The organism is Paenibacillus sp. 2KB_20 (assembly GCF_052115765.1).
Taxonomy (GTDB): domain Bacteria; phylum Bacillota; class Bacilli; order Paenibacillales; family Paenibacillaceae; genus Paenibacillus_AQ.
Genome location: NZ_JBFRHH010000004.1, coordinates 17,774 through 31,638 on the forward strand (window position 1 = coordinate 17,774; position 13,865 = coordinate 31,638).

Sequence of the window (13,865 nt, forward strand, 5' to 3'; positions counted from 1 at the left end):
ATTCCAAAAACAAAAAAACATGCCTGACCCTTGCAAAGGTCAGACATGTTGTATTTACAATCTGTTCCTTACTTCACCAACTGCCCCCGCGTAACGCCGAGCTGGTTAGTAGCCTTCAGCTTTTTCCACACCTGGGTTCCGTTGATCTCGCCGCGCAGGGCGCGGTTGTAGAGATCGATGACCTCGTGGACTTGTTCTGGCGTTTCCTCAAGGAACTCCACGCGGTAGCTGGACACGCCCAGCTCCATGAAGTTCGCCAGGTACTCGGCGCCGGATTGCTCGATGGCATTGTACACCGTGTTACGACAACCTTCGTCGACCCGAACCGGGTGGGACATGCCGATCCGGTCCTGCAGGGATACCCGGCTCTCTTCGCACGGGCGTCCGCAGTTCGTGAAGTCCGTTCCTTCGCTGAGGAACGTACAGTACACGCAGTGCTCGGTATGGAACATCGGTAGATGCTGATGGATGACGATCTCCATCTTGGACGTGTCGGCCTTGCCGAGAAGATCCACCATCTGCTGGATGTTCAAGTCATAGGAAGGCGTGACGGTGTCGCATCCGGCTTCGACGAACAGGTCAACCGCCTTGTGGTTGGCAATGTTCAGGGAGAAGTCGCCGATCAGCCGGGGATGCTTCGCCCCCAGGTTCTCCATCCGGTGGCGCAGGTAGAAATACAGCGCACCGGTGTTGCGCACCAGCACGGCGTCCGGCTGGAGGCGCAGGATGTTGTTGTGGTAGCCGTTCTCGCCCGGCATGTGAATGCGCGGCGTTGCCAGCGCAATCTGTTTGCCGGCTGCTCGCACGGCTTCCACCGCTGCCGGGAACTGCTTGATGAACTCAAAGTCGGCGTAGATCATCTCGACGCCGGCCGCAAGCGCAGCCTCGACCTGCGGGAGGCTGCGGCACAGCGCGGTGAGCTTCGCCTCACCGCGGGCCACGGGCGCTGCGGGCACAGCCGCATCGCCATACACCGACACCGCCCGTTTCACATACACGGGCGGCTTCGGCCGCTCGCCAGCGAGCAGCTCCACCGCACGGCGGCGGATGCTGTTGAGCTCGCGAATCGGCACAATGACGTCGCCATACAGGTCGACGTCAAGTGCCTCAAGCTGGAACACCGTTCCGCCCAGGCGGCCAAGCTGCTCCTCCAGGATCTCCTGGCTGAGCGGCCGCTTCTGGGCAATCTCCAGTTCCAGCTCCGAATCCACCTGGACCGTCGTGCCCTTCTGCACATCGGTCCACCAGGTCGACAGCGGCTGTCCGGGACGGCCGCTGACACGCACATGTACCGGGAATACCCGGTACGGCTTCTCCGTCTCGTACGTCTGACGGAGGCGCTTATCCAGCGCCGGATCGTTGGTCTTCCAGATCCGGTCGCCAACATGCAGCTTGCGCAGGTCCACGTCGCTCCGGCCGGGAACGATATCGACGATCCAGCCTTCTTGCGCTTCACCCTCCAGCTTGACGCCTTTACGGCGCACGTCGTAGACGCGTCCGCCTTCTTCCTTTTTCGTAGGGTCACCTGCATCGAATACGATGCCGTCCCCGCGCTTCAGCGGCGCATCCAGCTTGCAGACGACACCGTCACGCAGAATCTGCTCTACCCGGCCGAGATACACGCCGCGGCTTTTCGGGAAGGTACCCTCGACCAGCTTTTTATTATTCGTTCCATCCAGGAAGCCATGAGTGAAGCCGCGGGAGAAGCTCTGCTGCAGCTCACGCACCTCTTCCTTGCTCGGTCTCGCATCTTCGCCATCAAAATACCGGTCGATCGCCTTCCGGTACTTACTCACAACGTTAGCCACGTATTCCGGACTCTTCAACCGGCCCTCAATCTTGAACGAGGTCACGCCCGCTTCAATCAGCTCAGGCATCAGATCAATCGCCGCGAGATCCTTCGGAGATAGCAGGTAGGCAACGTCGCCCATCGGCTTCTGCTCGCCATCCACGATTAGATCGTACGGCAAACGGCAGGCCTGCGCGCACTCTCCGCGGTTGGCGGAGCGGCCGCCCCACATTTCGGAAGTCAGGCATTGGCCCGAGTATGATACGCACAACGCACCATGCACGAATACTTCCATCGGGAGCTTCGCCTGCTCCCCGATCTTCTGGATTTGCTTCAGATTGTTCTCGCGTCCCAGTACGACACGTTCCATATTGAACGGCTTCGTGAACTCAACGGCCTCCGGCGACGTAATCGTCATCTGCGTAGAACCATGGATCGGGAAATCCGGGGAAATCTCGCGAATCATTTTCACCAGACCCAAATCCTGCACGATCACCGCATCCACGCCGGCATCCACGCATGCATCGATCAGTTCCTTGGCATCCTCCAGTTCGTTCTCGAACACCAAAATATTGAAGGTCAGGAATCCCTTAACCCCATAACTGTGCAAGAAAGCCATAATTTCGGACAGCTCGTCCATCCGGAAATTGTTCGCCCGTGCGCGCGCATTAAATTTTTCGACCCCAAAAAAGATCGCGTCCGCCCCATTAGCCACCGCGGCCCGCATGCAATCCCAATCCCCTGCCGGCGCCAGCAGCTCCACGTCTTCTCTTTGTAATTCTTTCGTGTCCATCTATATCCTCCCAGACCGGTTCAAGCCGGCGTGCTGTGTACTACTATTCTTTCATTGAAACCTGCAAGCCATACTCTATTTTCATAGAACAGGGCATCCGCCATCTATATCATTTGATTGTAAACCATTTTAAAGCTTTTCAACTTATCTAGTTTACCAAAAGTCCGGCATCTCTTCTACCTGCTAACTTGATTTCCACACTTTTGATAGAGCTGCCATAATCCGCATAGCACTCTGTTTCGTAAAAACAAAAACAAGCCCTCCGATCGAAAGGCTTGCCTCACATCATCCGCAGCGGCTGCTACCGGTGGATGATCATCCATACGCGGCCAGTGTGCTTATCTCTTTTCTTAGTATAAGAGATTACCTTCCCTTTCCTTTACCAGGGATTTGCATTTCGATCTCCGAATCCTTTAGTCAGAGCCTCCTTAACATCTCAGCGGATGGCAGCCATCCAAGCATGCCCCGAACCACACACCGTGCGCATTGGGAGCAAGTGCGCACGATGTACAAAACTTGGGAACGGAATCGCCCCAATCCGTCAACTGATTCCATGATTCCTTCATCACAGGTTTGCCCGTGAACGACCTGCCCCAAGGTTTGCCAGTACATCGTCCTGCACCACTTATCCTACTCCTACTCCGCACCCTCCAGCACAAAATCCATGCTCGCTAAACGCTTGCCATTCACGACAATGTGAAGACGATGATCGCCGGAGTAGAAACGGCGGGTGGAGATTGGTTTAAACGACTGCTTCTTCTCGACCTTCCAGCTTCCTGGCGTATAGATCTTGTCCGAGCATTTATAACGTTTCGGCGCAAGCTTGCCGTTTGCCTTCATATAATCGATCTCGTAATCGATGCGGAGCGTCATCGGATTGCCGGTTTCGTTAACCACTTGAAAGGCAAACTCCAGATCGTCCCCCATCGCAATCACGGAACGTTTAATGCGCAGCTCACGCACCTCAAGTCCTTCCAGCTCTTCAAGCTCCTCATACCCAAAAATGGCCAGTGCCCGAATATCTCCCTTCCGCAGCAGCGAACGCAGCGCATGCCGCACGATCCAATCCGTTAACGGATGTTTGCCATACCACTTGGCGGCAATCTCAAGCACAAGGTCCGGGTGATCCTTAGAGATATCATTCAGGTGATTGGCAACGCTTTTTCTAACGTATAAGGAAGGATCCTCTTTCAACTGCTCCAGGATCGGCAGAGCCGGACGCGGATCCTTAATCAGGGCCGGCAGCTGCGGCGCCCAAGGCAGGCGTGGTCTGCAGCCTTCACTCGCCAATCGGCGCAGATGCTCGTCATCGGACCGTGCCCATGTCATCATCTGTGCCAGCATCCGTTCCTGATCCTGGATGATAAAAGGCCGAACGGCAAACTCCGCCGTAGAAGAATGCGTGAATACCGCCAAAGCCTCCATCGATGTCTCCAGATCCTCCATCCCATTAACCTCTACGTAATCCGGAAAGAACACATATTCCACGCCTCTAAAGTGCGGGGCTACCTGCTTCAAGATCCCAATGGCTTCCGGGTAAGAAGCAGGTAGCGTATCCGTTAAGGCTAGCGTAATATGCCGGATGCGCTGCTTGAACTCCTCCTGTGCCCAGTCTTCATTATGAATCAGCTCCATGAACCGGTTCGCATCGAATGCCGGATAAGTCTCCTTCAACCGGTCGGTCACTTGCTGGAACAACGTATTTGAATATAGATCCTTCAGCGTCTCTCTCATAACAGATCTCCCCAAAAAAATAATTTTTACGATATTTTATCCTTGTATAATGGAATCCTAAAAGCCCTTTATTCATGCCATAACCCAGCGGTTCCAACCCATCTCCAAAAGAGCCGCCGACCGCTATAACCCCGCTTTCCGCCTCTTCCCAATCCAAAACATGTGGTGTAGGATGAAGTTGCACGCCTTTCGCTTTAGTGCGGTAGTCTGGTTGATTCCAGTTTGCCAAATTGGGGGGCGTTTTGCTTTATCCAAATCCGACCTCCCAACGCTGGGATGCCTCACGATGAATAGTTGGGTTAGTCCATGAACAACTTTCTTATCTCTAAAGAAAAACGTCTATCGACGTACTTTCACAGATGACAGACCCCATTTAGAGAAAGTTTTTCTTTCGAAATAAGGGCAGTAAGCCTCGAAGTTTATGCTTTTGTTATCTCTAAAAAATGTAATACATACACCATTACCCCATTTAAAAGACAGGAGGCGAAGCTCGAAGGATTACAACAAATCGCACATCAGGAGATGAAGAAGACATGGAAAGTTGGAAAAAGAACTTATGGATATTATGGTTCGGCTCATTTATCGTTTCATCAAGCTTCTCGATGGTCATACCATTTCTCCCGCTTTTTCTGATTGAGCTCGGCGTTACCAAGCATACGGAAATGTGGTCGGGACTGCTTTTCAGTTCCGCTTTTTTTGCGGGCGCCTTGTCCTCTCCCTTCTGGGGTGCCGTCGGCGATAAATATGGACGCAAACCGATGATTATCCGCGCGGGGCTGGTGCTCTTTGTCATCTATATTCTGATGGCATTCGTCACGAATGAGTATCAGGTGTTGGTTCTCCGCCTGCTGCAAGGCCTTCTCTCCGGCTTTATTCCGGGTGCAATCGCGATTGTAGGCACCAACACCCCTGAGAAAAAAGTCGGCTACGCCCTCTCTATGATGTCCACCGCAACCGCAACCGGCGGCATCATGGGCCCGATGATCGGAGGCACCCTGGCCTCCCTGTTCAGCAACCGAATGGCATTCGGATTGGCAGGGATGCTGTGCTTCGCAGCCACGCTGCTCGTCATATTCTGGGTCAAAGAGGAAAAATTCGTACCCAGCAAAGAGCGCGTCTCCGTCATGAATACGTTTAAGATCGCCGGACATAACAAAGCGCTGATGACCGTGCTTATGCTTACGGTGCTGACACAGTTCTCCGTCATGACAATTGAGCCCGTACTGCCACTGTATATCGCTCAAATCGGCGGTTCTTCCTCGCATACCTCGATGATTGCGGGGTTTGTGTTCTCCATCGTTGGGATCGCCAGCATCCTGTTTGCGGCCCGCTGGGGACGCCTGGCGGATAAAATCGGGTTCCAAAAGGTGCTTCTCATCGGTCTGCTCGCCGGCGGAATCGGATCGCTCGCCCAGATCCTGTTCAGCAACATTTGGGCATTCTCGGCCATCCGCTTTGCTTACGGCGCGTTCTTCTGTGCCGTATTCCCTGCTCTCAACGGCCTTGTTGTCAAACATACGCCAAGTGAATTCCGCGGACGTGCGTTTAGCCTTAACCAGACAGCCAATCAAATCGGCGGGATGGCCGGACCGCTCGCGGGCGGCATGATCAGCGGCATCTTTAACATCCATTCGGTATTCTTAATGACTGGTGTGTTAATGCTCATTACCACCGCCATCACCTATTGGACAATGCGGCCATCGCGCCTGCAGCCTGTAGAAAAGGGATCCCTCTCGTCATAATGGCTTTAAGCTGTGCGCACGCGTGATGATTTCATAACGCGCGTGCGTAACTCATTACGGAAATAAACTGGATCATCGGGGGGCTTGTTTAGTTCAACATCGTTAACTCATATTCGCTCAATTACCTACATACTTCATTACATAATTAATGTCATTGATATTTAATCCTGCTGATAACCACTTCGTTACGCATGATTGACTTCACAGCATACTGCCTCGCTACACATCATTCAATTCATTGCTGCACCATTCACTTGTCAACGATGTTAAATCCAACGACTCCCTCACGACCGCGAAACATCTTGCCTAACCACCTATCGCTTCCGCAACATCAAGCATTAGATATGCATATGACGGTCCGCTTCATCCCATGGCACCGCATAACCGCTTCCCTTCGCACAGAATATCGAAGAGGAGCTGTATTCCGGGTCCGCATTTTTATCGTATCCTTTACGTTCAATGACCTCAGCCTCGTTATGACACCGGCCATATCCCCCGTAAACCAGGGATATCGTACCTCTTCCCTTGGTGTAGGCGGCTAATTCCATGCTGTAATTCATCATGGTCGATACGGGAGCCGATCCCGTGACCGTCACCTTGTTTCCCGCTGTTTCCGGCGGCTCGAAGCTTGCCTTCGCCTGGGTCAGATCCGACATTAACCGTCCGATATGCTCGGCATCCACCTTCACCTTGAAATGATAGTAAGGCTCCAGGAGTATATTGGCTGTCTTCTCCAGCCCTTGGCGTAATGCACGGTAGGTGGCTTCCCTAAAATCCCCGCCATGCGTATGCTTGTTGTGCGCCCGTCCTTTTAGCAGGGTAATCTTGATGTCCGTGATGGGAGAGCCAGTAAGCAGCCCGTGATGATCCCTCTCCCCAACATGCTGGGCGACCAGATGCTGATAATTGACCGGAAGCACATCGGGATGGCAAGCATTGGCGAATATGATGCCGCTGTTGCGCTCTCCAGGCTCCAGCCGGAGGTGCACCTCCGCGTAATGCTTCAACGGTTCGAAATGACCACAGCCCACAACGTCTTCCGTTATGGTTTCTTTATATAAAATCTCCGGTTCACCGAAGGTGATCCGGTAACCAAACCGCTCAAACACGATTCGTTCCAGCACTTCAAGCTGAATGATACCCATCACATGGATATGGATCGCCTGAGCGAACTCATCCCACTGCACAGACAGAGAAGGATCCTCCGCATCCAGCAGACGGAATTCGCGCAGCATATCCTTGGGATGAATCGAGGATTCGAATTGCACCTTCGACTTCAGAGTCGGTACAAGCTCATATACCGTCCGGCCACTCAGAGTCCCAAGTCCGTCGCCCGCCGCAGCTGAAGAAATACCCGTAACGACAAACAGATCACCCGCATGCACCTGATCGACATTCGTCACGCGTCCCCCATTGATCAAACGGATATGCGTCACCTTCTCCGTGATCGTCTCCGTTCTGGCAAAATAAGTCATCTCATCGCGCACCCGCAGCGTTCCACCCATGGCTTTGATATACGTCAGCCTGGCTCCCTGTTCATCATGACGAATCTTATATACCCTTCCGGCAAAATCAGCCCCGGCATCATAGTCCGTAACTGTCAGCAGATCCAGCTGATGCAAAAAATGAGACACGCCCACGTATTGCAGAGCTGATCCGCTGAAGCAGGGGAATAGCTGCCCTTTCCTTATCATCTCGGTCATCGTATCCAGCCACCGTGAAACCTCATATCCCTGTTCCATATAGAGCTCCAGCAGCTTCTCGTCCCGCTCTGCGATAGCCTCGATGAGCGAGGTCTGCATCACGCCTTCGTGCAGCACATCCTCCTCCGTGATCATGCAGACGTCCTCGGTAAGTTCACTCCGAATCTCTGCAAACACACGCGCGACATCCGCGCCTTCCCGGTCGATTTTATTAATAAACAAGAACGTAGGGACGCCTTGCTTACGCAATAACTGCCATACCGTCTCCGTATGCCCTTCGACACCTTCCACGGCACTTATGACGACGACGGCGGCATCCATGACCTGAATGGCCCGCTCCATCTCCGGCGAGAAGTCGACGTGACCCGGCGTATCGATTAAATAATAAGTGCAGCCGTTAAACTGCATAGTGGCCTGATCGGCAAATACGGTGATACCCCGTTCTTTTTCAATGTCATGTTGATCAAGAAAAGCACTCTGATGATCCACACGCCCGCGCTCCTGAATCGTATCGGTCATATATAACAACTGCTCCGCCAACGTGGTTTTGCCTGCATCCACATGGGCGAACATGCCTATCGTTTTTTTCATACGCTTATTTCCTCTTCTGCAAGCCGGTTTATTTACATATCCATTGCTCTCACGATTTAATTTTAACATATCAGATCCCACGAGCGTACATATGTTCTATAATTTTGGGTGAGGATCGGCCATCCTCTTTATAAACCAAAATAGCTGCCCGCCCGCATCCCTATGGATGCAGCAGGACAGCTATCAGCGTTATCAAAAATATGATTGCCCACTAAAGTGTGATATGCGTCTATAATTCCATCCTTCGGATTACTTCACCAGCTCAAACGAGGACAGCGCACGCATAAGTGCGGCTTGCTGTATCTCCGTTGCATTGGCATCATTCAACGTCGTCGTAATCGTGTACACGATATCTCTGTTCTCAAAGACAATCTCCTGCGTCGTAAAGCCAACGCCGTTCTTCACCTGATGCACCTTGAACGACACGGCAGGCACACCGGCAAACGTAATGTTATCCACGCCAAGCAATTTCAACGTCGTCCCTGAGGCCGTGCTGGCTTCATTATAATAACGTTTCAGGTTGCTGACGATGAATTCTGCGGAGGTATCCTTCTGAGCATTAATTTCAAACCCGCCCCCGGCAAATCCATATTCCACCGTTCCCTGCTCGAATTGATCATTCAGCGGTTCCCAGTACTTTGGAATATCGATATGGTAGCGGTACGTTTCGGAGTTCTTGCTTCTCATCTTGGTTTTATCGGTAAGATAGCCTTCATCGCCAATGCGGCCGAAGTTCTCCGGTACCACATCATAATCAATCTCGATCGATTCCAGCACCTTCTTCCAGTTGGAAGCCGTCCGTTCCTGGCCATCCGGTACCGCATACTCCAGATAATAACGGTAGCCGTTCTTCTGGATCATCACTTCATATTCCGTCACCCATTTATCTCCGAAGTTGTACCGCACCTCTTGAATCTGCCCTTTGACGCCCGATATCTCCACAGGCGTAAGTCCGACGTATTCGTATGAATCTTGAACGAAGGATTCCGACAGCCAGTCTTTAAGCCGCTGCCCCCAAGCTGTGAGCGTGCCATCAACCCCTGAGGGAGCGGATGTCACCGAGACGGACAGATAACCTTGCCCTTCGCTGCCGTATAACATATCTTTGTTGTTGATTTCCCAACCTGCAGGAATGCCAAACCATATGCCGTATTCTTCATTTCCTGCTTCGCGGAGCCCACCTACGATGGAAGAGACGTCTTTTAATGTTTTGTCTCCTTCCTGATAGGTCGTTCTAAATGAACCCAGCAAGCTCGCGTGCTTGTCCATATCCTTATAGTGAACCGCTTCTGCATCGGCAAAATACAGCTCATAGACGCGATCATTGGCATAGTACTGCCGACCTTCCCACAAGACGCCGTCGATATCGCGGGAAATTACTCTAGCATACGGTAGAACTCCGCTTGCAACCGTCTCTTGGTGAAGCACAACATCTCCTGAATCACTCAGTTCTTTCAGGAGCCGTTCTAACAAATCGTCAGGACTCAGCTTTACTTTCTGGGAGGAGGCATGAACCTCAAGATAGTAGCGGCCCGTAGCATCGTTAAAAGCAGCACCGCTCTCGTCGTCCGTTCCTCTCCCAACGATCATCCAGGAAGGATAATTCATACTCCATTCATAATAACTATTTCCGATTCGGGTCTTCCCGGTCGTATTGTTGATTTCGCCCTCGTCATGCTTCTCTTCCTTATCCGTAACCATGAGGCTGATGGATAGCTTGCCTTGGGAGGAGCTTACCTTGGCGCCAATCCCCGCGGCAACCGGACGCAGCGGTACCATCAGCGTTCCGGACACCATCGCCGGTTCTACCGGCAGCTGTACCTTTTTTCCGTCAATCCATGCGGTCTTGTTGCCGATAACGAGCACAATCGTATGCGGTCCTTGCAGCAGTCGAACCCGGTTCTCGCCCTCCAGCTTGATCTCGCTGCCAAACGCTTTTTTAAACACGCCCAGCGGCACCATCAATACGCCCTGCTTCTGCTGTGGCTTGGCAATCGTATAAGAAGTGCCATTAACCGAAGCTGTGCTGCTTCCGCTTTGCACGGTCAGTATACGTTTCTCCGGCACAACGTCATCACCCCATACGGGAAGTGACAACGACGTGAATAGCATCAAAGCCGATAAGGTTCCGGCTGTCATCTGCCGTAAACGTCGGCTTGACTCCGTTCTTTCTCTCTTCACCATGACTCAGCCTCCTCAACGCTTGACGAAGCAGCTCGATTACCATCCTGGCTGAGCGTCAGTTTTACATTTACAATATCTCCATCCCGCTGCATCAATAGCTGAACCTGCTGGCCTGGGATGAAAGGCTTTAACCGTTCGTTGATGTCAACGACGGAATAGATGCGCTTTCCGTTAATGGCGTATAACACATCATCCTCTTGGATTCCAGCTTTCCGGGCTTGCTCGGACAGCACCTTCGTAACGGTCAATGGGTCGTCTGAAGGCAGACCCACGATGGCGGACCAGCTTTCTTCCAGTTCCAACCCGAGGCCGGCTCTTCGGACCTCGCCGTATTCCAATAAATGATCCACAATATAATGGACCGTTTCCGCAGGAATGGAAAAGCCCATATTTTCAATGCCGACAGCGGCAAACTTCTTGCTGTTGATGCCAATGACCTCGCCTTTCAGATTGACGAGCGGCCCTCCGCTGTTGCCCGGGTTAATGGCAGTATCGGTTTGAATCAGGCGATAAGAGCCGTCCACGCTCCGGTTTAGGCCGCTCACCACACCCACGGATGCCGAGTTTCGTAACGAGAAAGAGATTGGCGTACCTATGGCAACCACCGTTTCTCCAACCAGCGCATTTTGCGCGGATGCAGCAAATTTGGCCGGCTTCAGAGACTTGGCGTTAATTTTGACCAACGCAATATCACTCATAGGATCGCTGTATACACCCTTGGCTTTATAGGATTTGCCGTCTGACGTCACGACCGTGATTCCGGTGAGCCCGTCCACCACATGAGCGTTAGTAACGATCCACCCGTCTGCCTTCCAGATCACTCCCGTACCGTGCGCCAGGTTGTATCTGTCATCCACTTCGCTGCTTCCTTGTGGTGCCTTTCCGATAATGCCAACAACCGATGGCGACATCCGGCTGATAACCTGAGGCACAGCACTTTGTTCATATGTATTCTTGGACTTAGCGCTTGCTGCAGCCGCTATGTCTGTATGCATAATCGCATCGCTGCTTCCTGCCAGCATGATGGCCCCTAACAGTGCAACCGCCGACCGTTTTTGCCATTGTAAATTCTTCAATTCGCTTGTTCCTCCCCCGGTTCCATCCTCTACCCAACCTGTACTCCTCAATTTATCATGTTTTTCCATTTGCAGCCATTGCTTCTAGACCTATTTCTTTTACGTTTTTCCTGCGGACCTTGTAGCTTTTCCCCGAAGAAACAAAAAGACGCCTTCACACTGCGAACAGCAGACGGGCGTCTTGTTTGTATGTATTTCATTCCATTCGTCAAATGAAGCCGCTTTAAATAAGGTGCCTAGGCCAACCTAATTGTTAAACCATCCTGTAATCATGGCATAGTCAGAGTACAAGAACACAAATAAGCTGACGAGACCGAAAGCGATTGCGAATTTATTTTTTTGGCGGGCCATCAACAAGCGAACCACACCAACAAAGATCAGAATCGTAAACAGGATCATGAAAATATCAAATGTCTTAAATGTCGCACTCGCATCCGATGCTGCTGCAAGGATCATGAAACGTACCTCCTCGTGGGTTTCTTCTCGGGCAAATTTACATATCTTCTTCTATGTTATCCATGTGCCCGTCCAGATGCAAGCCCTCCGCCCCTAAAAATGAAAAAAAGTCATAAAAATTTCTCATTTTTAACCAAATTTTCAGATATTAGCATGACTTTCATCATGGCAGAAGCTAGATCAAGTTGCGTTATGGAGTCAGGCATAGGCTGCTTCGTAATTCCAAGTGACTCCGAGCAGGATTCGAGAAACGTTCACTCCTGTTCCTCATACTCCTCAGGAATCGGTTTTCTGCTCTTTTGCCGGTTCCTCATCTAAGTCTTCACTTGGCAATGCCACAGAGGGATCTGTGATCGTAATCCGATCCTGAGGGTCCTTCTTGACATCCAGCGCAACCTCACTGGACGGTTCACTGCTTACATTCAATTTGTTCACAGCAACCACATGGATCGTATACCGGCCGGACGGACCTGCCAACATATTGCGGTTCGGAATAAGATAGGAACGGCTCACTATAGGTTCATCATTCAAACGATACAGTACTCCGTCAGGTCCTATGTAATATACATGATAATTTATGCCTTCCTGCGTATCCGTCCAGGTTAAGCCAATGGATTCATCTTCCTCATATAGGATAGCCTGAAGGCCGGATATTTTATTCGGGCGGCTCGAAACTTCGTTAGAATAGCTACTCTTGCCGAAGCTGTTCACAGCCTCGACCACATAGTAGACGGTCTCCCGAAAACGCACATCTGATGTTACGTAGGCGCCTGACTTCACATTCGCTCCGTCAGCAAATAAGGTATAACCCGTTCCGGACTTCTCGCTGTAATAGATATTGTAAGTTTCACCTGGCTGCTTCGTCCAGGTTAATTGAACCTGACCCTTCACATATTGGAACTTCAGATCCATCGGAGCAGTTGGTATCGTTGTCGGCGAACCCGACTGAGATGCTAGGGACTCTGTCCCCCCATGGGGCTGTACTGATCCGTTAACGGCAGGAGTTGTGGATGATGGTCCCGATGATGAGGTCACGACACCATGGATTACCGGGTGCGGACTTTCTGGTGGTGTTTCTACCTCACCCTCGGCTGTATCCAAGTTGATTTGCTCCACAGCTTTCAACCACTTCGCTGTAACCGAAGCAGCTTCTTCCTGAGTAACGATACCCTTGAGATTCAAAGCATCGGCTGTGGATTCCTTAAAGAGACCTAACTCCATGGCCAGTACGATAGCCTCCTTAGCATAATGACTGAAAGAGCCTTCATGTAACTCCAGCTGCGTGGCTTCCCCGTCCGTGGTTTCCTTGTCGGTAACCCCTTGCAGAGCTCTTTGATACAGCACGGCCATATCTTGACGTGTCAGCGGTTGTCCAACTCCAAATCTTCCGTTCCCTACCCCCTTCACCAGTCCTGCATGAACCGCAGCTTCGATTGCGGAGAAAGCATAGTGATCGTTAGGTACATCCTTGAAGGTAGCCCCTCCTGGAAGTTCACCTGTGCCCAGATTTAAAGCATTGACGATTAATATGACAAAATCCTGCCTGTTGATGGCCGCTTTCGGCTGGATATCCCTACCACCGTCACCGGGATGGAGTCCTCCTTCGGTTAACCGGAGGATGGCTACCTGCGCATCGAAGCCCACCATATCTGAAACGGGTACACCAGCACTTGCTTGTACGTTATCGGATGAGTTTATGTATAAAGCACTTGCTGCCAGAGCTATTAGAACGGAACAGGCGATTCTCTTCATACAATCCCTCCATTTTGTCGCAATTATCAAAATCATACCATATCC

The 13,865-nt window shown here is 51.6% G+C and carries 8 protein-coding genes; 1 reads left to right on the forward strand and 7 read right to left on the reverse strand.

The features are described 5' to 3' along the window. Window positions 1-68: 68 nt before the first annotated feature. On the reverse strand, window positions 69-2,582 hold the full coding sequence (locus tag AB4124_RS12330; protein ID WP_441973051.1) for a DUF3656 domain-containing U32 family peptidase: 2,514 nt from the start codon (window positions 2,580-2,582) through the stop codon (window positions 69-71). Window positions 2,583-3,218: 636 nt separating this feature from the next. After that, complete coding sequence (locus tag AB4124_RS12335) at window positions 3,219-4,316, reverse strand: DNA alkylation repair protein (RefSeq protein ID WP_441973052.1); 1,098 nt, start codon at window positions 4,314-4,316, stop codon at window positions 3,219-3,221. 533 nt (window positions 4,317-4,849) lie between these two features. On the opposite strand from AB4124_RS12335, the gene AB4124_RS12340 reads away from it, so the two are divergent. Then, window positions 4,850-6,058 (forward strand): MFS transporter, encoded by a 1,209-nt coding sequence (locus AB4124_RS12340; protein ID WP_441973053.1) that lies wholly within the window; start codon window positions 4,850-4,852, stop codon window positions 6,056-6,058. A 338-nt stretch (window positions 6,059-6,396) separates the two neighbouring features. Here AB4124_RS12340 and AB4124_RS12345 read toward each other — a convergent pair whose 3' ends face one another. From AB4124_RS12345 to AB4124_RS12365, 5 genes are all read right to left on the reverse strand, one after another. Next, on the reverse strand, window positions 6,397-8,352 hold the full coding sequence (locus tag AB4124_RS12345; RefSeq protein WP_441973054.1) for a GTP-binding protein: 1,956 nt from the start codon (window positions 8,350-8,352) through the stop codon (window positions 6,397-6,399). 249 nt (window positions 8,353-8,601) lie between these two features. Next, on the reverse strand, window positions 8,602-10,536 hold the full coding sequence (locus tag AB4124_RS12350; protein WP_441973055.1) for a copper amine oxidase N-terminal domain-containing protein: 1,935 nt from the start codon (window positions 10,534-10,536) through the stop codon (window positions 8,602-8,604). Further along, a complete protein-coding gene (locus AB4124_RS12355; protein ID WP_441973056.1) occupies window positions 10,530-11,612 on the reverse strand; it encodes a S1C family serine protease in 1,083 nt (360 codons plus the stop codon). Before AB4124_RS12355 ends, AB4124_RS12350 begins: the two co-directional genes overlap by 7 nt. A gap of 246 nt (window positions 11,613-11,858) precedes the next feature. Further along, window positions 11,859-12,068 carry a hypothetical protein gene (locus tag AB4124_RS12360; protein ID WP_071219760.1) on the reverse strand — a complete coding sequence of 70 codons (210 nt, stop codon included), beginning with the start codon at window positions 12,066-12,068 and terminating at the stop codon, window positions 11,859-11,861. 276 nt (window positions 12,069-12,344) lie between these two features. Then, window positions 12,345-13,820 carry an S-layer homology domain-containing protein gene (locus AB4124_RS12365; RefSeq protein ID WP_441973057.1) on the reverse strand — a complete coding sequence of 492 codons (1,476 nt, stop codon included), beginning with the start codon at window positions 13,818-13,820 and terminating at the stop codon, window positions 12,345-12,347. Between the last annotated feature and the right edge of the window lie 45 nt (window positions 13,821-13,865).

Excerpts from the sequence above, each read along its gene's own strand:
- AB4124_RS12330 (WP_441973051.1), bottom strand. The coding sequence starts at position 2,582 with ATGGACACGAAAGAATTACAAAGAGAAGACGTGGAGCTGCTGGCGCCG.
- AB4124_RS12335 (WP_441973052.1), bottom strand. The coding sequence starts at position 4,316 with ATGAGAGAGACGCTGAAGGATCTATATTCAAATACGTTGTTCCAGCAA.
- AB4124_RS12340 (WP_441973053.1), top strand. The coding sequence starts at position 4,850 with ATGGAAAGTTGGAAAAAGAACTTATGGATATTATGGTTCGGCTCATTT.
- AB4124_RS12345 (WP_441973054.1), bottom strand. The coding sequence starts at position 8,352 with ATGAAAAAAACGATAGGCATGTTCGCCCATGTGGATGCAGGCAAAACC.
- AB4124_RS12350 (WP_441973055.1), bottom strand. The coding sequence starts at position 10,536 with ATGGTGAAGAGAGAAAGAACGGAGTCAAGCCGACGTTTACGGCAGATG.
- AB4124_RS12360 (WP_071219760.1), bottom strand. The coding sequence starts at position 12,068 with ATGATCCTTGCAGCAGCATCGGATGCGAGTGCGACATTTAAGACATTT.
- AB4124_RS12365 (WP_441973057.1), bottom strand. The coding sequence starts at position 13,820 with ATGAAGAGAATCGCCTGTTCCGTTCTAATAGCTCTGGCAGCAAGTGCT.